Source organism: Brevundimonas sp. MYb52, from assembly GCF_002979535.1.
Taxonomy (GTDB): Bacteria; Pseudomonadota; Alphaproteobacteria; order Caulobacterales; family Caulobacteraceae; genus Brevundimonas.
Genome location: NZ_PCPB01000013.1, coordinates 55,307 through 74,622, shown reverse-complemented (window position 1 = coordinate 74,622; position 19,316 = coordinate 55,307). Strand labels below are relative to the sequence as shown.

Below are 19,316 nucleotides of genomic sequence, written 5' to 3'. Positions count from 1 at the left end.
TTGCGCCTGATCACCGCCCTCTGCCTGACCACCGCCCTGCTGTCGGCGCCCGCACTGGCCCAGGAAGCGGTCCGCGATTCGAGCGCCTTCACCCTGTCCAGCGGCACAGCGCGCACGCCCGAACAACTGGCCCTGCGCTTCGACAAGGCCGACCTGTCGTTCAAACTGCTGCCCGAGTCCCAGTCGATCGAGGGCGTCGCTGTTCTCAACTTCACCGCCACGGCCCCGGCTAGCGCTGTCGTGGTCGAACTGGACACCCTGTTCGCCATCGCCTCCATCACCGTGGACGGCCAGGCCGTCACCGGCTGGTCCAACCCGGACGGCCGCCTGACCATCCCCCTGCCCAGCGCCCTGACGCCCGACCAAACGGCCTCGGTCCGCATCGCCTATTCCGGCCGCCCGCATCAGGCCCAGCGCGCGCCCTGGGACGGCGGCTTCGTCTGGGCCAAGGCGCCGGACGGCCAACCGTGGATCGCCAGCGCGGTGCAGGGCGAGGGCTGCGACCTGTTCTGGCCCTGCGTCGACCACCCCCAGGGCGAGCCGGACCGGGTGGACCTGCACATCACCGTCCCGTCCGCCCTGTCCGCCCCCGCCAACGGCCGCTTTCTCGGCAAGACCGACAACGGCGACGGCACGACGACCTGGAACTGGACCGCGCGCCAGCCCGACACCTACGCCATCAGCCTGAACGTCGGCCCCTTCGTCGAGATGAGCGCCGAATACCCCAGTCGATTCGGCAATGTGATTCCCCTGCGCTTCTGGCATCTGGCCTCGGACGCCCCGGCCAAGGCCGCCGCCCTGTTCGCCGAGTTCCCTCTGCAGCTCGACTTCTATGAGGCGACCATCGGTCCCTTCCCCTTCGCCGACGAGAAGATGGGCGTGGTCGAGACCCCGCACCTGGGCATGGAGCACCAGACCATCAACGCCTACGGCAACGGCTACAAGCTGGACGGCAAGGGCTACGACTGGCTGCTGCAGCACGAACTGGCCCACGAATGGTTCGGCAATCAGCTGACCAACGCCGACTGGGACGACATGTGGCTGCACGAGGGTTTCGGCACCTATATGCAGCCCCTCTACGCCCGCTGGCTGAACGGCGAGCGCGCCATGCAGTCCGAACTGCAGACCATGCGGTTGACGCTGTCCAACCGCTTCCCCGTCGTCTCGGGCAAGCCTCAGGACGCCGGAACCGTCTATAACGGCGAGACCGGGCCGGGGCTGGACCTCTATTACAAGGGTGCCCTGATCGCCCATACGCTGCGCCTCTACATCGGCGACGACGCCTTCTATGAAAGCCTTCGCCGCCTGGTCTACGGTCGCCCCGACCCCAAACCCGGCAACTTCGCACCCCGCTACGCCACGACGCCGGAGTTCATCGCCATCGTCAACGACGTGACCGGCCGCGACCTGGGCTGGTTCTTCGACGCCTACCTCTATCAGGCCGCCCTGCCCGACCTGGTCATGACCCGCGACGGCGAGCGCGTCAGTCTGGAATGGAAGACCGGCGACGGCCGCCCCTTCCCCCTGCCCGTCGAGGTCGAGGTGGACGGCCAGACCCGCACCCTGCCCATGACCAACGGCCGCGCCAGCTTCACCGCCCCTGCCTCGGCCCACGTCCTGCTGGACCCTGGTTCCAAGGTGCTGCGCCGCCTCGAATACCTCGAAGCCTGGAAGGCGTCGCAGTCAGCCCCGGCCTCCTGATCGCAGCTTCGATCACTTGGGGAAATGCGCGAACCCATCGGCTGTGACCAGGTCCAGCTCCGCACGATATCGGGCATAGTCCGAATGCTCGGGCGTGACGCGGCCGAACGCGATCCCGGCCTCCGTCTTCAGACGCAGCAGCACGAAGGGCGCGGCGGCGGGGATCAATTGCGACCCGTGGCCGACCATCAGGGTCGTCAGGATGCCGTAGAGGGCGCCCTGGATCGTGGGGCGGCCCAGCACGGCCAGACGATACTGCCCCTCCACATTGGTCACCAGGTAGATATGGCCGGACAGATGGGGCAGCGACACCTTGCCGGTCTGCGAGAACGAACTGTCCAGGCGCTCGGACTCCGAAAACATCAGACAGCCCTGCCCCGCATCCCACTGGATGATCGTTGCATAGGCGTAGATGTCGCCCGGCGTTCCGAACGACGGCCTCAGCGTCAGATAGCGCCCCTCCAGCCAACGCACAGCATTCTGCGAATATGCCCCCAAGCTGTCGGGCGAAGAAGCCAGCGGATCAACCGAGGGCGTCGAGGCCTTCTGCAGCGGGACGCCCAGAGCCTGTTCAAGCCGTACCACGGTGGCCAGGGTGAAGGCGCGGCGGCCCGACAGCGCTTTCTCCAGCGTTGAGATGCTGACCCGGGCCATATCCGCCAGCGCCTGACGGGACAGCCGCCGTCGCGCCAGTTCTTCGCGAACCCGGCGGGCGATCATCTGCGCTTCGGCGTCGTCCATGACTCTCCCCTGATTGACGCCAAAATACGCACATTTCCGCACATGACGTCAATTGAAGGCCAGAGCGCGCCCGCGCGTGCGGACCACGGCGGAGATTTGCCTCGATTTCGCGTGGCTGTCCGCACCGCCGACTGCCTAGTGAAAAGGCTCCATCAAGGAGCATTCCCATGATCCCGTCCCCCGCCGCCAGGCCCCGCCCTGGCCATCCCTCCCGGCGCCGCCGAGGTCGCGCCGCCCTGATCGCCGGGCTGTCAGCCGTCGTCCTGTCGGTGATGATGTTCAGCTTCGCCTCGCTCGCCCAAGCGCGACAGCTCGCGCCGGACGACGAGATCACCTCCGGCTCCCTGCTGTTGCGGGCCAGAGACGGGGCCACGCCCTCCGCGGTGCAGTTGGGCACGGACATGGACGTGACCGTCACCGGCCTGACCGCGCGCGTCAAAGTCGTCCAGGCCTTCCGCAACACCAGCCGCGACTGGGTCGAGGCCACCTATCTCTATCCCCTGCCCGAAGACGGCGCCGTCGACAGCCTGAAGATGGTTGTCGGCCAGAGGGTGATCATCGGGGAGATCAACCGCCGCGCCGCCGCGCGCGAAATCTATGAACAGGCCAAGGCCGAAGGTCGCGCCGCCGGCCTGGTCGAGCAGCAGCGCCCCAATATGTTCACCAACCGGGTCGCCAACATCGGGCCAGGCGAAACCGTCCTGATCGAGATCGAATACCAGGCCCCGGTGCGTCGCATTTCGGGCGAGTACGGCTTCCGGCTGCCGCTGGTCGTCGGGCCGCGTTACGCCCCGCCCGGCACGTCGGCGGCCGACGCCGCCGCAACCCGCGCCCCGGTGCTGGACCCGCGACGCCATGCCGACGTCAATCCGGTTTCCATCACTGTGCGTCTCAACCCCGGCTTCGCCCCGACCGGCATCGTCAGCCCCTATCATGCGATCCAGGTCGCCGATGGCCCAGGATCGACGCGGACCATCACCCTCGAGGACGGGTCGGCGCCGTCCAATCGCGACTTCGAGCTGAGGTGGCGTTCCGCCGAAACCGCTCCTGGCGTCGAGCTGTTCCGGCAACGCGTGCGGGCCGACGACTATCTGATGGCGCTGATTTCACCGCCGGAGAGCAACCGTCGCAGCACCCCGCCGGTGCGCGAACTGGTCTTCGTCATCGACAACAGCGGATCGATGTCCGGCGACTCCATGCGTCAGGCCAAGGAGAGCCTGAAGCTGGCCCTGCGCAGCCTCTCCCCTGCCGACCGCTTCAACGTCATTCGCTTTGACGACAGCATGACCGAACTGTTCGACAAGCCCGTCCTGGCGACGCGCGACCAGGTCGCCCTGGCCTTGCGCTACGCCGATCAGCTCGAGGCCAGCGGCGGCACTGAGATGCTGCCGGCGTTGAGGGCCGCCCTGGTGGACGACACGCCCGAAGACGCCGGGCGTGTGCGCCAGGTGATCTTTCTGACCGACGGCTCGATCAGCAATGAAGACCAGATGCTCGCCGCGCTCGGCTCGAACCGTGGCCGCAGCCGCGTCTTCATGGTCGGCATCGGCAGCGCGCCCAACACCTTCCTGATGAACCGGATGGCCGAGGTCGGGCGCGGGACCTACACCCACATCGGCGACACCCGCGAGGTCATCGTCCGCATGTCGGCGCTGCTGGATCGCCTGACCCGCCCGGTCCTGACCGACCTTCGGGTGGTCACCCACGGCGGCGACGCCCAGTTCGCCCCCGCCGATCTGCCCGATCTCTACGAAGGCGAGCCGCTGATTCTCCTGGCCCGCGCCTCGAACCTGCGGGGATCGATCACCGTCTCCGGCATGCTGGACGGACGTCCCTGGAGCCGCCGCCTGAATCTCAACCAGGCCGTGGAAGGCGTGGGCGTCGCCAAGCTCTGGGCCCGGCGCCGCATCACCGACGCCGAGGTCGGTCAGCGTCTGGATCAGATCAGCGCCGAGGAGGCCGCCCAGACCATCGCCCAACTGGGTCTCGACTTCTCGATCGTGACTCGGGAGACCAGCCTGGTCGCCGTTGATCGAACACCCTCGCGGCCCCAAGGCGCACGCCTGACCGAGGAGGAACTGCCGTTGAACCTGCCGGCGGGCTGGGATTTCGACCGCATATTCGGCGCCCCCGCGCCGGACGGTGATCGGTCGAGCGAAGCCGAAACCGACGATCCCAGCGTCCCCTTCGACCTGCCGCAAACGGCGACCGCGTGGGCTCTCTCCATGTGGAGCGGTCTGGGGCTGGCGCTGATCGGCGGACTGGGACTGATGATCCTGCGCCGTCGGCGGGCGAGGTCGTGAGACCGCCCCCTCCCACCGCCGCCAAGGGAGGGCGCCGCTGGCGCGCCCTCCCGACCGCCGGCTTCATGGCCCTGTCGATCGCCGGCCTGTGCCTGGCCGGTCAGGGCGCCATCATTCCCGCCAAGGCGCTCCTGGCCCAGGTGCTTCTGGAGCGAGCCTTCACGACCGCGCGGTCGACCGGCGCTCCGGTCAAGGCCTGGCCCTGGGCCGACACCGTGCCGGTCGCGCGCATCAGCGTGCCGCGATTGAAGGTTTCCGAGATCGTCCTGTCCGGCGGTTCGGGCGAGGCCTTGGCCTTCGGACCGACCCTTGTCCCCGGCAGCGCCCCCCTTGGCCGGAACGGAACCGCCGTCGTCGCCGCCCATCGCGATACCCACTTCCGCTTCATGCAGGACCTCAGGCCGGGCGATGTGGTGATCGTCGAAACCGTCGACGGCGGGCGCGCCTCATTTCGCATGCAGGGCGGCTATGTGGTCCGCAACGACCGGTTCGCCGTCGCCCCCCACGCCGTCGCCCCGACCCTGGTTCTAAGCACCTGCTGGCCTTTTGACGCCAGCACGCGCGGCCCCTGGCGTTACGTCGCCGTCGCACAGGCCGACCTGCGGGGATGACGGCGACGCTAGTCCGACGTCAGCGACGCGCCCGCATGGGTCAGACTCTCGCGCACCCGTTCCAGCGCCAGTTCCATCGGCTGCGCAATGCCCATCAGGGCGAAGCTGCCGTTCAGATCATAGACGCAGTGCCCGTGAACCACCGCGATCAGCGAACGGGCCAGACGCGGCGCGTCGGCCTGCGCTTTGGGCGGCAGGACGGCGACCACCTCGTCCACGATGATCTGGGTCAGCCCGCCCCGCAGCAGGTTCTGTTCGTCGGACAGGACCAGATCCGCCGGCAGGTGATGTTCGTATATAGCCGTCCAACTGTGAGGATTTGCGCGCGCGAAGCCGAAATAGGCCTCAACAAGACAGCGGATGCGATCCGGCCCGCTCCGCTCCAGCGCCTGCCGGACATCCTCGGCCCACAGTTGGAAGGTCCGCGTGTTGATGGCGATCAGCAACTGATCCAGGGTGCCGAAAACATTGTAAAGGGTGCCGATCGAATAGCCGATCCGCTTGGCCACCTCCCGCGCGGAAAAGCGTGCGAACCCCACCTCGGCCATATGCTTGTGGCCCTCGACCACAAACAGGTGCTCCAGCTCTTGCCGCGTATGATCCGAACGTCTGCCCATCGTTCGTGCATAGCAGAATCCCGCTTTGGGAAAGCTGAAGAAACATCCGTTTTCGCATCTTATTGATCGACGTTCATTTCCAGCTATGCTGCTTCGCCTTGACGCGCCCCAGAGCGCGCTCTCCTGTAAGCTCGGCGGACACGCGCGGGTCGTCCCTCGAATGACGGTGGCATGATCAATCTTCATTGGCGCTCGGGTCGGGATTTGACGACGCACATCGTCGAGCGCCCTGGCCTGGCCTTGTCGGGGCCGGAGGTCGATGCCCTGACGGCCGACCTGCGGACGGTGGCCGCGACGACGCTGGATCAGGCCGCACTGACCTATGGCGTGCTGGGCGGCGACGCCGAGCGGCTGAGGAACTGTGTCGTGACCGTGGTCTATCAGGGCAAGGGCGCGGCCGCCCGTCCCGTCGCCTTCAACGTCCTGTCGCTGCTGGACGTGGAGTTGGAAGGCCGTGCGACCCAGGTCATGCATCTGGGCCTGGTCATGGTCGACCCCTCGTTCCGGGGGCGCGGCATGTCGGCCACCCTCTACGGCCTGACCTGCGTCCTGATGTTCCTGGCCGGGCAAGGGCGGCCCCTGTGGATTTCCAACGTCAGCCAGGTGCCCGCCGTCGTCGGCATGGCGGCCGAGACCTTTTCCGACGTCTTCCCCTCGCCGCGCCCCGGCGTGCGCCGCAGCTTCGATCACCTGACCCTGGCGCGACAGATCATGGCCCGACACAGGGCGGCCTTCGGCGTCGGCCCCGAGGCCGGTTTCGACGAGGCGCGCTTCGTCATCACAAACGCCTACACCGGCGGCTCCGACGCCCTGAAGAAGACCTTCGCGCAGGCCGCGCCGCACCGCATGGAGGCCTACAACGCCTTCTGTCGCGACCAGTTGGACTATGGCCGGGGCGACGACCTGATCCAGATCGGCCGCATCGATATGGCCGCCGCCGGACGCTATCTGCGCAAGGTCGCCCCGCCGACGACGGCCATGGGGCTGGGCGGTCTGGTCGTCATCATGGCGGCGCGGATGGCGGTCCTGCCCCTGATCTACTGGCTTTCGGCCAGTCGCCCCTGGGGCGTCCTCAGACCCTGGAAAGAGGCCCGATGACCGACGACTTCTATGCCGAGATGACCACCCGCAACCTGGGCTTCATCAGCGAACAGGAACAGGCTCGGCTGAAGAACAGCGCCGTCTTCGTCGCCGGCGTCGGCGGCATGGGCGGCGCCTGCGTGCAGATGCTGGTCCGCGCCGGAGTCGGCCGCATCGCCATCGCCGATCTGGACACGTTCGAGGTCTCCAACCTGAACCGCCAGGTCTTCGCCTTCACCGACACGGTGGACCGCCCCAAGGCCGAGGTCACGGCCGAGGCCCTGCTGAAGATCAATCCGAACCTGCAACTGACGGTTCTGGGCGCCGAATGGACCGATCAACTGGAGACCCTGGCGCGCGACTATCCGGTGATCGTCAACGGCTGCGACGACGTGGCGGCGACGGTCGAACTGTATCGCGTGGCCCGGCGCTGCGGGGCCAGCGTCATCGACGCCTACGCCTCCCCCCTGCCCTCGGTCATCCTGGTGCGGCCGGACGATCCTCGTCCCGAAGACCGGCTGGGCTATCCCACGCGCGGCACGCCGTGGCGCGAAATCACGCCCGATCAGGCCGGCGACGCCTTCCTGAAAGAGATCGAGTGGGTCCTGACCCATTCCTCGTCCCATGCCCATGTCGACCTACAGGCCGCCGCCGACATGGCGGCCGGCAAACGCAAGCGCATGAGTTTCGCCCCGATGGTGGTCACCGCCGGGGCCTTGATGGCGGGCGAGGCCCTGGCCCTGATCATGGGACGGCGCACGCGCACCGACTGTCGCGGCTGGTTCCTCAACGTGCGTGAGGCGCGGGTCGAGCGCCCCCTGTCCGCCCCCCTCGCCTGGGCCAAGGGCTGGCTGGTGCGCCGGATGATGCAGCGTCTGCTGGCATGACCGCCGCCGCCGACATTCAGATGCTGGTCGACGGCTTCGGCGCCCTGGGGGCGCTGGCCGTGGCCCTGGTGCTGGCTGGCCGCAAGGGCCGCACCACGGTCCAGAACGTGCTGATGCTGGTCTTCGGCCTGGCGGGGCTGTTCTACGCCTGCCGCGCACTGGCCAAGGCGACCGGCGTCGAAGGCTTCGGCCTGGCCAGCCTGATCCTGGCCTGCGCCCTGCCGCTGGGCGCGCTCCTGCTGGCCGAGAACCTGCTGCGGCGCCACGCCCCCCTGCCGATCAAGCTGGTCGTCGCGGGGGGGACCGTGCTGGGCGTGATCGCGGCTGTCCTGGCCGGATCGGGACTGGAGCGCGCCTTCAACCTGGCCCTCTATGTGCCTCTGGCCCTGGCCCTGGTGCTCGGCCTGATCCTGTTCCGCGACCGCTCCAGCCTGGCCCCGATGGAGAACGCGGCTCTGGATTCCTATGGCCGCGCCCTGCTGGCGACGGGCCTGCTGGCGCTGACGGACTTCGGCCTGGTCTCGCCCTTCGGCCTCAGCGCTCTCGGCATGCTGGGACTGGCCTATGCCGCCGCCGCCGGAGCCAGCGCCCCGCGCCGCTGGATCGACGCCCTCAAGGAATTGGCCCTGGCCGCCGTAACCTCCGTCCTGCTCGCCGGCGCCCTCCTCAGCCTTAGCCCACCCGGTTCCCTGCTGGAGGTCGAGGGCGTGCTGGCGGTCATCGTCTCCGCCCTCCTGGCCCTTTCGGTCCTGCTGCGCCTGCAATCCGGCGGCGGCGACCAGCAACGCCGTCTGTTCGAGCAGACCCTGGCGACGGCGGATACGGACGACCTGGGGCGCTTCATCGACACCGCGTCGCGCGCCGCGCCCCTGCAGGGCCTGGTGCTGGCCGAGGGCGCGGACCTGTCTGCCTATGACCCCGCTCTGCTGCGCGTCGCCTTCGCGGATGACGTCGTGATGGACCTGACCCGTCTGGGCCACGCGCCCTCCGAGGCGGAACGTGACGGCCATGAGCAACTGCGCGATCTGCTGCGACGCCACGCCTCGACCCACGCCGTCCTGATCAGCGCCGCCCCCTTGCGCATCGCCCTGATCGCCCTGGGCGGTTCGACCCGCACCGAGGAGGATGAGCGGGCCATGACCCTGTTCCAGAAGATGGCGGCCCTGGTCGCCGCCCGCCCCGCCGGAGACCCTGTATGAGCCTGACCCTGGTCCGGGGCGACTTCGACGCCTTCTTCCGCACGCCCTTCGTCGTCTATCCGAAGGACACGCCCTACGTCTCGCCGATGCGTTCGGACCTGCAGCGCTATCTGGACCCGAAAAAGAACCCGCTGCTGAAAGGCGGCGGCGACCTCGAGGCCCTGGTCGTGCTGCGCGACGGTCAGCCGGTGGCGCGGGCCACAGCGCATCGGCACCCGGCGTCAAACGAGCGCCACGGCCTGTCGCGGAGCTATTTCGGCTTCCTGGACGCCGCCGACGACCCCGAGGCCCTGCGTCTGCTGTTCGACGGCGTCGAAGATTTCGCCCGCCGCCACGGCGACACCGAGATCGCCGGCCCCTTCAACCTGACCGCCATGCAGCAGATCGGCCTGGTGACCGAGGGGTTCGAGCACGCCCCCTTCACCGACATGGTCTGGTCGCCGCCCTATCTGGCCGGTCGGCTGGAGGCCATGGGCTATGCCCCCGAGTTCCCCATGTCGACCTTCCGCTTTCGGCCCGGCGAGGTGGATCGCGAGCGGCTTCTGACGCCCGGCGCGCGCGCCATTCTGGCGTCCGACGACTGGACCTTCGCCCCCATCGACCGACGCCGCTTCAAGCCGCGGATGGAAGAGGCGCGCCTGTGCCTGAACGGCGGCTTTGACGCCAACCCCATGTTCGTCCCCCTGACCGCCGAAGAGTTCGAGTTCCAGGCCGGCGAAATGATGTGGATTCTGGACCCCGCCCTGTCGTCGGTGATCCACCACAAGGGCCAGCCGATGGGGGTGGTCATCTGCATTCCCGACCTCAACCCCTTCGTGCGCGACGCCGGCGCAACCTACGGCCCGCGTGCCCTTTGGGCCTGGCTCAAGATGCAGTTTCGACCGCGTCGGGCGGTGTTGATCCTCTATTCGGTCATGCCCGAGGTCCAGGGCCAGGGCGTCAATCCCGCCATGCTGTGGCGCGTCATCGGCGCCCTGCAGAAGCGCGGCTATCGCGAGTGCGGCGGCACCTGGATCGCCGACGTCAACGGCGCCAGCCTGCGTCAGTTCGAGCGCATCGGCGGCGAGCGCCTGCATCGCACCCACCTGTTCCGCAAGGTGCTGGATGGAACGGCGGCATGAGGCCTGAAACCTTCACCGCCGTCGTCGCCGACGCCGCCCTGTCGCCCAACGTCCACAATATCCAGCCCACCGCCTGGCGCCGCATCGACGATTTCACCGTCGCGGCGATACAGGCGTCCGGCCGCACTCTGCCGGTCGGCGACCCCAGCGGCCGCGACGTCGCCGCCAGCCACGGCGCGGCGGTCGAAGGCTTCATCCTCGCCGCCAGTCTGCGCGGACTGGCCATGTCGCTGACAGCCCCCGCAGACTGCGAGATCGCCCGCCTGACCGTGACCGAGACAGCGGCGCCGGACCCGCTCGCGCCCTTCCTCACCCGGCGTCGCACCTATCGCGGCCGGTTCACGTCCGACCGCGCCGAGACGGCTCTGGACGCCCTGGTCCAGGCCACGCCCGACCTGACCGTGCTGCGAAACCGCGACGACATCGACCAGATCGCGCGCCTCAATGATCGGGCCAGTCTGAGGGCCTTTCGCCATAGCGGGTTTCGCGCCGAACTTCTGGCCTGGATGCGGTTGTCGCCGCGCCATCCTCGCTGGTCCGTCGACGGACTGAACGCCCGAGCGATGGAGATGTCAGGCGTCGAAGCCCTCGGCGCGGGCCTCGTGCTGAGGCCGGGCTTGTTCGAGCTTCTGGATCGGCTGGGTCTGGCGGGCGCCCTGACCGGCGAGGCCGCCGTGGTCAACTCCAGCGCAGCCGTCGCCCTGTTTTATCGTCCCGCCGACGAGGCCGCGTTCGACACCGGCCGTCGTTGGCATCGCGTCTGGCTGGAGATGACGCGACTGGGCTTGTCGGCGGCGCCCATGACGGTCCTGGCCGACGACGAGGCGGCGGCCTCAGCTCTGGCGGCGCGGTTCGGACAGCCCCCCGGCGCCCGCCTGATCACCGCCTTCCGCATCGGGCGGGTCGCCGACGAAGCCCTGCCTCCGTCCGCGCGGCGGGCGGTCGCCGACCTTATCGCCTGATCACAGACGCTTCAGGTATTCCAGCAGAGCCAGACGGTCTTCACGGCTAAGGTCGGCGAACGGGGTCTCGTGGCCCCGAGCGCCCAAGCCAGGCTTGCGAGTGTCCACCCAGACGGACCCCGCATAGGGCTGATAGCCGTCCGGATAGGCGATCGCCACACGCTCCAGATCCATGGCGTGGCCGCCGACGCGGAACCTCTCTGGTCGCTCCTCCAAGCCCAGAAGGGCGGCCAGGCTGGGGACCGAACCATTGTGCAGATAGGGCGCGCTTTGCCACAGGCCCGTCAGAGGCGGCGCGGCATAGAGGCCGGTCGCCGCCGCCGAAATCGAGCCGCCCATCGGCGAAGCGTTGACCCGCGCAACCAGGGTCTCGGTGATCGCCTCCGCCCGCGTCCGGTCCGTGCCGACCAGGCCCGCCCAGTTGGGGAAACGGATCAGTCGCGGCCCTTGCGCCGTCTCGGCATAGGTTCCGTGGCACGCGGCGCAACTGCGCTGAAAGACGTCCCGGCCCGCGACGGCGCGCGCCGGGTCGATCCGCCCTGGGAAGGGCTGGGGACGCACCGTCTGCAGATAGGCCCAGGCCGTCTCCACCTCGGGAACATGCCGCCGCGCCTGCGCCCCCGACACGCCCATGCTGGGGACAGTGAAATAGGCGGTGATCGCCGCCAGTTGATCGCGATGGGCGTCCGTCAGGTCCGCCTCCTGCATGACCCGAAACCGTTCGTGTCCGGGCGGGGCATAGGCGCCGTCCCACAGCAGGGCGCTGCGCCAGGCGCGATCGGCCAGGTGGGGGATGGAGGTAAAGCCCGTCTCGCGCGTCATGGCGTCCGGATCATCCGCCAGCAGGCCGTGCTGCAGTTTCAGCGCCGCCACCCCGTTGGTCATCCCCGGCAGGCCGTTGGAGAAGGGCAACACCCCCTGCCCCGTCGCCGCGATGGCCGTCATCCGCTCACGCACACGCGGCATGACGAAGGACTGCAGCGTCTTCGCCTCCCGGTCGGTCATGTCCGGGTAGAGGCGACGCACGGTCGCCATCAGACGTTCGGGCTCGGCCACGCCGCCTTGCAGGGCCGCATAGAGCCCCTGAGTATAGGCCTCCAGATCCAACGAAGGATTAGGCGCGCCCAGCCAGACCCGATCCGGCGCCGGACGCCCGTCCGCTCCATAGGTCGGGGCCGCATGACAGGCCGCGCAACCGATATTGCCGATCTGCAGCTCGATCGGCGGCAGGCTACGTCGACCCACGCCCAGGGCGACCCCCAGCACGGCCTCGGGCTTCGGCGGCGCGCCCGCCCCTTCGGGCCAGTTGGCGATCTCGGTCGGATACAGGAAGCCATAGCCGGTCAAAATCCGCCGCAACGACGCCTGCGAAACATCCTCCGGCGCCTGGGCCATGACCAGGGCTGCTGCGGTCAGCTTCCACGGCACGGCCACGGTCCGCATGGCGTCGGTGTCGAGCCCGCCATAGTCGCCAAAGGCGAACAGCAAGGCCCCGCGCGCGCGCGCCTCCTCTGACAGCAAAGGGGTCTCGAGAAGGGTCGCATCGGCCCCGACATGCCCCCGCGCCATGTCCCAGACGGACTGTCCCACCCCGCTGCACCCGGACAGCCCCCATGCCGCCGCCAGCAACACGGCCGCGACCCTGTTCGCCTTTTTCGTCCGCAGACGCACCGGCACGCGAACCTCCCTCAAGGGCGAGAAAAAATTAAACACCGATCAATAAAACACGACATCGCCGAAATTCATAGCCGACACGCGCCCGCGGCGTCGCGCGCCCCGCCGCCTCAGGGGATGGTTCTGGGACTGGCGACAATGCCGGGGCTGATGAATTGCCGTCGCCCCGTCCAGGTCAGCAGCTTGATCAGCGTGCCGCCCGGCTTGGCGAAGTCCTCGCATTCGTCCGGTCGAGGCAGGCCCGGATCGGCGGCCACGAGCGCGCCCTGCCGCAGACCCTCATGGTAGAGGGCGAACGCCCTCTGTTGGTCCTCAAGCAGAACGGACTGGTCGAATTCCATTTCGGCGCGGGCGTTGGCGATGATCAGTTGCCCATCCTCTTCGGTCAGCAGATCGCACCGCGCGCCGACCACGACCAGCCGCTCGATGCGAACCGCCAGACCCGCCTGCGCCTTGACCAGGTCAAACTGCAGCTTCGCATGCTCGGGACTGGCGCTCACCCACTCCCTCATGAGGGCCCTGGCGGCCGCCTCGTCCTCGCTGGCATGAGTCTGGGCGGCCACGACAGGGGCCGCGCCCACAACCAAGGCCGCGATCAGTCCGCCGACAAAGGAACGCACCCCCATCTGGTAAGTCTCCACCTCAGGGGCGTCAGCCCGGAATAGGGCCGATCGGCCAGTTGCTCAGGGTCTCCATGTCGCCTTCCTCGGCGGGACAGGGCGTATAGAGGGTGAAGGCCAGGTCGCCCTCGAAATACCAATCGGCGCCCTTTTCATAGCCGACGATGCCCGTGGAATAGCAGACCGCCGCCTTGCTGCCGTCCGGGATCATCAGGATGGCCCAGTTGGTTGCGCCCGCGCCCGCCGGATCATAGCCATGCAGCAGCAGGCGCCCGCGCGTCTGCGTCACCACGCCGACGACATTGTCGTCGAACACAATGGCCTTCTGGATGTCGCGGTCCACGCCCGACGCCACGATCGCGGCGCGAACGGCCGGATGCTGGAAGAAGGTGACGCCCTGGACCGGTTCGGTCGGGTGCTTGCCGACATAGGCCGACAGGGGCGGCGCCTCGACATCCCTAGCCGGCGCTGGGGCTACAGCTGCCGCATTCGCCGCTGCCGGCGCCGTCTCGGCGCGCCCGGCCTCTTCGGCCTGTGAGCAGGCGGCGAGCGACGCGGCCAGCGTAAAGGCGCCGACGGCGGCGCAGGCGGTTTTACGGATCATCCCAATTCCTTCGACATTAAGAAACGCCAGACCGCCTCGACAGGAGGCGGATTTCGGCGGTGATCAGGGCTCGACGGCGCGCATCTCGATCGTCAGCGGCTCATCGCCCTCGCCGCGTCCGAACAGGGTGGCGACGATGGGCTGCCCCTGCGCCGTCGACAGGGGCGCGCTCTTCAGGGAATAGCCGCCGTCGAGCTCCTCCTCCTGAAGCGTGAAGGCGGTGCAGGTCGCCTGTCCCAGACGATCGGCGAGCCCCTGGTCGATCTGGCCGCGCCATCCCGGAAGATCGGACGGATCGGACAGTTCGATCTTCTTACCGACGATCCGTCCGTCGCGACGCCAGCTGTAGCTCACCCCGTCCTCGGCCAGGGCCGTGCAGCCGGTGCGTCCGCAATGCAGCGTCCCGACCGGCGCATCCGCCATCAGTTGCTGCTGCCGCGCCAGGGAAATCGACTGACCGACCGACAACTCGCCCCTGTCCAGCGAGGTGCAGGCGTCTGCGGCGAACGCCCCCGTGGCCGTCAGAGAAACAACGGCGGCCAGAGTGATCATCAATATACGCATGGAACTCTCCTTGGTCCTCGGCGGCGGCGTCGATCAGCAGGCCGTCACCCGGCTAGCCCCCTGGAGCCGGTATTGGCCGTCGGCGCCGCGCGTATAGGTTTCGTCGAAGCGCGCGGAGCCGCTGTAGGACACCGTGAAGCTGCGCCCCTTGTCGGCCGAGGTGATCACGCCCTCGACGCCGGGATCGCCGTCATCGCTGCTGGCGTCGGAAAAGGAGGTCTGGATGCGGGCGATGTCCCTGGGGCCGGACGGGGTCAGCTCGGTCAGCACCGCATAGCCGCAGGCCCGTCCCTGCCAGACGCCTCCGGCCTCGGTGAAGAGGACCGGATTGTCGGCGATCGCCCTGGTCCAGCCCCACTGCAAGGCGGGATTGCCCATCACCCCGGCCGCGCCGACATCCAGCCACTCGCCCTGCAGGCTAAAAGGGTGACGCGGCTCCCCCGCGTCATGGGACAGATAGTGGACGGCGTTGAGACCGGTGCAGGCCTGTCCTGTGCACGCATTGGCGCCAGTGCTGACCAGAGCGACCCGCGTGTCGGACAGAGGAATGAAAGCCAGCGGCACGAAGCTGTAAGAGTCCTCGCCGATCTCCCGCGTCGCCTCGTTGCGCTGGGCGTCCGGGAAGGCGACGGCGAAGGCGGCGGGCGTTCCGGCCGGAACCGCGTCGCGATCCACGTCCTTCACCTCGATCAGCGACTGGGCCGCAGCCGGCGCGACGACGGACGCCGCAGCGGCCGCCGCCAGACACAGCGTAATGACGGTCTTGGAAGCTTGCATATGCGTTTCACTCCGGAGGCAGGAACAGGGGTCGGCCGCCGCTGACGCTCATGGCGCTCCGGACGCACAACAAATTAAACACTGTTCACAATCGATGGCAACCCGGTTGATCAACTCGGGCTCCAGTTGCCCCATGCGACCTATTTCCAAGCCGATGACAGCCCCTCACAGCGCGAACGCCGTTGTCGCCACTCGTCACGAGTTGTCTGCAGCGGCTGCGCTCCTGGGCGATCCCCTAGGGTTCCAGCTCGATGTCCCAGTAGAGGTAGTCCAGCCAGCTCTGATGCAGGAAGTGGGGCGGGAAGCGACGGCCGGCCTCCTGCAGTTCCCATGAGTTCGGCTGATGCGCGGTGCGGCGCAGCAGGGGCATCCCGGCCTGTTGCGGCGTGCGCCCGCCCTTGCGCAGGTTACACGGCCCGCAGGCGGCGACGATGTTCTGCCAGGTGGTGCGGCCTCCCCTGGAACGGGGGATGACATGGTCGAAGGTCAGGTCCTGGGCCAAACCGCCCTGCCCGCAATACTGGCAGGCGAAGCCGTCGCGCAGGAAGACGTTGAAGCGGGTGAAGGCCGGCTTGCGGTCCTGATCGACGTAGTTCTTCAGCGAGATGACGCTGGGCAGTTGCATCTCCATCGACGGGCTGCGCACCACCTTGTCATAGGTGGCGACCACGTCGACGCGCTCCTGCCAGACGGCCTTGACCACTTCTTCCCAGGGCCAGATCGACAGCGGGTAGTAGGATAGAGGACGGAAATCGGCGTTCAGCACTAGGGCGGGAAAGCCGGACGGGGGGCGGGTCAGGACCTGCATCAGGCCCTCCCGCTCATACGGGGGGATCTTGAGGCGACAGGAGTGAGGACACGTCTCCTTCCCTGATCTTGGCCCTAGTCTTACCCGGCAAGCCTACGCCCGATTCTCCCTCATCGCCATGACCGACACGCAGCGTTTTCGTGACGCCGCCTCAGAAGACCTCGACCAGCTCAAACCGCTCGCAGACCACCTTCATCCCCGGCGCCCAGGTGCCTTCGCGGCGATAATAGGCCTCGTGCGCGTCGCGCCACCACTCATAGGTCAGGTCGCCTTCTCCCTCGGCGCGAGCGAATTCCTCGCTGACCTGCTCAAAGGGCATGATCTCGACCTGGGTCGTGCGGATGGCGCAGCGCGGAACGCCCGCCCCGTCCAGGATGACGCTGATCTCCCCCACCGTCGGCATGATGTCGGCCTCGCACGCCGCCAGCGAGGAACAGGTGGCCGTCTTGCCGCCCGCAATGACCAGAGCCAGCAGTTCGTCGGCCAGTTCAGCACTGTCGCCAAACGGCCAGCGCGGCGCATCACGATAGGCAGCGGGAACGTCAGTCATGGATCAGTCCTCAGTTTCGGGTTGGCGCACTGGGGAAGGCCGGCAGGCTCCACCCCCATTTCAACGCCCCGGCGCGCAGGCCAAAGCCCGCCACAACCGCCACGCCCACCGCCGGCCAGGTCGGCACGCTCAGGGCCTTCAGGCTGACAAACAGGCCGGCCGACAGAAGCGCAGCCGTAATGTTCAACTCGCGCCGCAGCAGGATCGACGGCTGCCCCGCCAGCACATCGCGCACCACCCCGCCGAAGCAGGCGGTCAGCACCCCCATGACCACGCAGATCAGGGGCGCCACGCCATAGGAGGCCGCCTTGGCCGCGCCCATGACGCCATAGGCCGCCAGACCGACCGCATCCAGCCACAGCAGGGCCCGGAAACGCCAGGTCCTGGCCCCCAGCATCCAGAAGGCCGTCGCCGCCGCCACGCAGACGGCGATATAGCGCCAGTCCTGCACCCAGAAGACCGGCGCCCCGATCAACAGATCGCGCAGCGTCCCGCCGCCGACCCCGGTGATGGCCCCAAAGAAGGCGAAGGTCACCAGATCATGCTTCTCGCGCGCCGCGGCCAGGGCCCCGGTGGCGGCGAAGACGGCCACGCCGGCGAAGTCCAGCAAGGGCAGGACGGTCTCGGGACGGGTCAGGTCAGCGTCAATCAGCGGGGTCAAGTCGGCGGGTCCTCCAGCGCGATATCGCCACGCTTGACCCCTCCATACCATCCCCAGAGCAGATGCGCCGCCACCCCGCGATGCGGTCGCCAGATTTCGGCTCGCGCATAGGCCTGTTTCTCATTAGGCCGGGCCTCGCCCGCGTCGGCCCAGCGCATCGCCTCCTGCAAGGCCACATCGCCGCCGGGAAAGACGTCGAGGCGCCCCTCGCAGAACATCAGGAAGGTCTCGGCCGTCCACTTGCCCACCCCCTTGATGGCTGTCAGCGCCGCGATGGCCTCGGCGTCGTCCAGCCGCTCCAGATGGTCGAAGTCGATGCGGCCCTCGGTGTGGGCCAATGCGATCTCATGGCCGTATTTCGCCTTCTGCCCCGACAGGCCGAAGCTGCGCAGGGTCTCGACATCCAGGGCCAGCACGGCGTCCGGTGACACCACGCCGCCCAGCCCTTCCAACGTCCGCTTCCAGATCGAGGCGGCGGCGGCGACCGAGACCTGCTGCTCCACGATCATGCGGAACAGCCCCTCATAGCCGCCGGGCCGCAGCCGCCACTCGAATACGGGCGTCGTGGCGTGCGCTCGCGCCAGGGCGGGATCAGCGGCGGCCAGGGCCTCGCGGGCGGCGGCGATGGACGGGGCGGTGGGAGTTGTGGCCATGATGGTCCGTATCGACAGGGAAACGGCGCCGCTCTAGCTTGGCGACCGATGCATAGTCTGGACGAACTTCTTCACCCGATCACCCCCGATCGCTTCTTCGCCGAGTTTCACGGCCGGAAACCGCTGCACATTCCGGCCGGGGACAGCGTGGGCAAGCGCAGCCTTCTGGACTGGGCCGAGTTCAGCAGACTGCTGAACCAGTCGTCGATCTGGAGCGCCAGCAGTCTTAAGTTGGTGCGCGACACCGTCGCCGTCCCGCCCGACCAATATTGCCGCATCGTGAAGACCCAGTCCGGCCAGGTGCTGCGCCCCGACCCGGCCAAGGTGGCTGTCTTCATGGCCACGGGCGCCAGCGTCATCGCCGGCGACGCCCAGGAACTGACCCCGAACCTGTCGGCCGTGACGGCCATGCTGGGCCGCGCCTTCGCCGCCGCCGTCGGGGTCAATCTCTATTGCTCGTTCAAGGGCGTCCGCGCCTTCGGCGCCCATTACGATCTGCACGACGTCTTCGCCCTCCAGGTCGAGGGCGAGAAGGTCTGGCGGCTGTATGAAAACCGCGCCGATGCGCCCGTCGATTTTCCCGCCGATACACCCGACACACGTCGTTGGTTGGAGCAGAGCCGCGGAAGACTGATGACCGAGGTGCGGATGCGTCCCGGCGACGTCCTCTATCTGCCGCGCGGCTGGTATCATGACGCCCTGGCCCAGGACGGCGCCTCGCTGCACGTCACCTTTTCGGTGACGCCTCTCTACGGTCGGATCATCTTCTCTCTGCTGGAACATGCCGCCATGCAGGACCCGGCCTTCCGCGCCTTCATGCCTCCGGCGGATCAGGACGGCGGCAAGGCCCTTCAGGCCCACTTGAGCGACCTTGGTCAACGTCTGGCCCGGCTCGCGGCCCTGCCGGCCTTCCGAGATGAGATCGCGATGACTCAAGAAAGGCTGATCGCCCGTCCAGCTCGGTTCGACCTGCCCCAAACGACGACGTTGACCGCCTATCGCTGGACCGGTGTTCGCGGGCCCGCCTGCGCCGGTCCAGCCGCCCATGCCATGCAATGGGCCATGTCCCAGGCGGACTTCGCGTTGGAGGACCTGATCGCCCAGTTCGACTTCGTGGCCGAGGCCGATATTCGCGCCGCCATAGAACAGGCTGAAAAGGCGGGCGCGCTCAAGCGCTTCTGAT

Annotated in this window: 20 protein-coding genes; 9 read left to right on the top strand and 11 right to left on the bottom strand. The window is 68.2% G+C overall.

Annotation, left to right across the window (positions count from 1 at the left end; genetic code table 11):
• Complete coding sequence (locus tag CQ039_RS13425; protein ID WP_105564372.1) at positions 1–1,701, top strand: M1 family metallopeptidase; 1,701 nt, start codon at positions 1–3, stop codon at positions 1,699–1,701.
• A 12-nt stretch (positions 1,702–1,713) separates the two neighbouring features.
• Here the strand turns inward: CQ039_RS13425 and CQ039_RS13420 are convergent, their stop codons facing one another.
• Positions 1,714–2,442, bottom strand: a complete 729-nt coding sequence (locus CQ039_RS13420; RefSeq protein ID WP_105564373.1) for a helix-turn-helix transcriptional regulator — start codon at positions 2,440–2,442, stop codon at positions 1,714–1,716.
• A gap of 167 nt (positions 2,443–2,609) precedes the next feature.
• Between CQ039_RS13420 and CQ039_RS13415 the strand changes: the two genes are divergently transcribed.
• Both CQ039_RS13415 and CQ039_RS13410 read left to right on the top strand, forming a co-directional pair.
• On the top strand, positions 2,610–4,745 hold the full coding sequence (locus CQ039_RS13415; RefSeq protein ID WP_105564374.1) for a marine proteobacterial sortase target protein: 2,136 nt from the start codon (positions 2,610–2,612) through the stop codon (positions 4,743–4,745).
• Positions 4,742–5,356 carry a class GN sortase gene (locus CQ039_RS13410; RefSeq protein WP_199183653.1) on the top strand — a complete coding sequence of 205 codons (615 nt, stop codon included), beginning with the start codon at positions 4,742–4,744 and terminating at the stop codon, positions 5,354–5,356. The genes CQ039_RS13415 and CQ039_RS13410 overlap by 4 nt, the downstream gene beginning before the upstream one ends.
• A gap of 8 nt (positions 5,357–5,364) precedes the next feature.
• On the opposite strand, the gene CQ039_RS13405 is transcribed toward CQ039_RS13410, so the two are convergent.
• Positions 5,365–5,973, bottom strand: a complete 609-nt coding sequence (locus CQ039_RS13405) for a TetR/AcrR family transcriptional regulator (protein ID WP_105564375.1) — start codon at positions 5,971–5,973, stop codon at positions 5,365–5,367.
• A 171-nt stretch (positions 5,974–6,144) separates the two neighbouring features.
• Between CQ039_RS13405 and CQ039_RS13400 the strand changes: the two genes are divergently transcribed.
• From CQ039_RS13400 to CQ039_RS13380, 5 genes are read left to right on the top strand one after another with little or no spacing between them, the layout of a single operon-like run.
• Positions 6,145–7,071, top strand: a complete 927-nt coding sequence (locus CQ039_RS13400; RefSeq protein ID WP_105564376.1) for a hypothetical protein — start codon at positions 6,145–6,147, stop codon at positions 7,069–7,071.
• The gene (locus tag CQ039_RS13395) at positions 7,068–7,940 is read left to right on the top strand and encodes a ThiF family adenylyltransferase (RefSeq protein WP_105564377.1); all 873 of its coding nucleotides are present in this window, start codon (positions 7,068–7,070) and stop codon (positions 7,938–7,940) included. The genes CQ039_RS13400 and CQ039_RS13395 overlap by 4 nt, the downstream gene beginning before the upstream one ends.
• Positions 7,937–9,139: a hypothetical protein gene (locus CQ039_RS13390; protein ID WP_105564378.1), complete on the top strand. Its 1,203-nt coding sequence runs from the start codon at positions 7,937–7,939 to the stop codon at positions 9,137–9,139. The genes CQ039_RS13395 and CQ039_RS13390 overlap by 4 nt, the downstream gene beginning before the upstream one ends.
• Positions 9,136–10,260, top strand: coding sequence for a GNAT family N-acetyltransferase (locus CQ039_RS13385; protein WP_105564379.1), 1,125 nt, complete (start codon positions 9,136–9,138; stop codon positions 10,258–10,260). The genes CQ039_RS13390 and CQ039_RS13385 overlap by 4 nt, the downstream gene beginning before the upstream one ends.
• Positions 10,257–11,222, top strand: a complete 966-nt coding sequence (locus CQ039_RS13380; RefSeq protein ID WP_105564380.1) for a hypothetical protein — start codon at positions 10,257–10,259, stop codon at positions 11,220–11,222. Before CQ039_RS13385 ends, CQ039_RS13380 begins: the two co-directional genes overlap by 4 nt.
• On the opposite strand, the gene CQ039_RS13375 is transcribed toward CQ039_RS13380, so the two are convergent.
• From CQ039_RS13375 to CQ039_RS13335, 9 genes are all read right to left on the bottom strand, one after another.
• A complete protein-coding gene (locus CQ039_RS13375; protein ID WP_146112131.1) occupies positions 11,223–12,812 on the bottom strand; it encodes a c-type cytochrome in 1,590 nt (529 codons plus the stop codon).
• 194 nt (positions 12,813–13,006) lie between these two features.
• On the bottom strand, positions 13,007–13,522 hold the full coding sequence (locus CQ039_RS13370; protein ID WP_105564382.1) for a hypothetical protein: 516 nt from the start codon (positions 13,520–13,522) through the stop codon (positions 13,007–13,009).
• A 25-nt stretch (positions 13,523–13,547) separates the two neighbouring features.
• Entirely contained in the window at positions 13,548–14,120 is a 573-nt protein-coding gene (locus tag CQ039_RS13365; protein WP_105564383.1) for a hypothetical protein, read from the bottom strand.
• Positions 14,121–14,183: 63 nt separating this feature from the next.
• Complete coding sequence (locus CQ039_RS13360) at positions 14,184–14,684, bottom strand: hypothetical protein (protein WP_146112130.1); 501 nt, start codon at positions 14,682–14,684, stop codon at positions 14,184–14,186.
• Positions 14,685–14,717: 33 nt separating this feature from the next.
• Entirely contained in the window at positions 14,718–15,461 is a 744-nt protein-coding gene (locus CQ039_RS13355; RefSeq protein WP_105564385.1) for a hypothetical protein, read from the bottom strand.
• A 235-nt stretch (positions 15,462–15,696) separates the two neighbouring features.
• A complete protein-coding gene (locus CQ039_RS13350; protein WP_199183656.1) occupies positions 15,697–16,272 on the bottom strand; it encodes an HNH endonuclease in 576 nt (191 codons plus the stop codon).
• A gap of 148 nt (positions 16,273–16,420) precedes the next feature.
• Positions 16,421–16,819, bottom strand: a complete 399-nt coding sequence (locus CQ039_RS13345; protein WP_105564387.1) for an ASCH domain-containing protein — start codon at positions 16,817–16,819, stop codon at positions 16,421–16,423.
• 10 nt (positions 16,820–16,829) lie between these two features.
• Positions 16,830–17,480, bottom strand: coding sequence for a trimeric intracellular cation channel family protein (locus CQ039_RS13340; RefSeq protein WP_233190300.1), 651 nt, complete (start codon positions 17,478–17,480; stop codon positions 16,830–16,832).
• Positions 17,477–18,133 carry a DNA-3-methyladenine glycosylase gene (locus tag CQ039_RS13335; RefSeq protein ID WP_105564389.1) on the bottom strand — a complete coding sequence of 219 codons (657 nt, stop codon included), beginning with the start codon at positions 18,131–18,133 and terminating at the stop codon, positions 17,477–17,479. The genes CQ039_RS13340 and CQ039_RS13335 overlap by 4 nt, the downstream gene beginning before the upstream one ends.
• A 48-nt stretch (positions 18,134–18,181) precedes the next feature.
• On the opposite strand from CQ039_RS13335, the gene CQ039_RS13330 reads away from it, so the two are divergent.
• Positions 18,182–19,315, top strand: a complete 1,134-nt coding sequence (locus CQ039_RS13330) for a JmjC domain-containing protein (protein ID WP_105564390.1) — start codon at positions 18,182–18,184, stop codon at positions 19,313–19,315.
• Position 19,316: the final 1 nt, after the last annotated feature.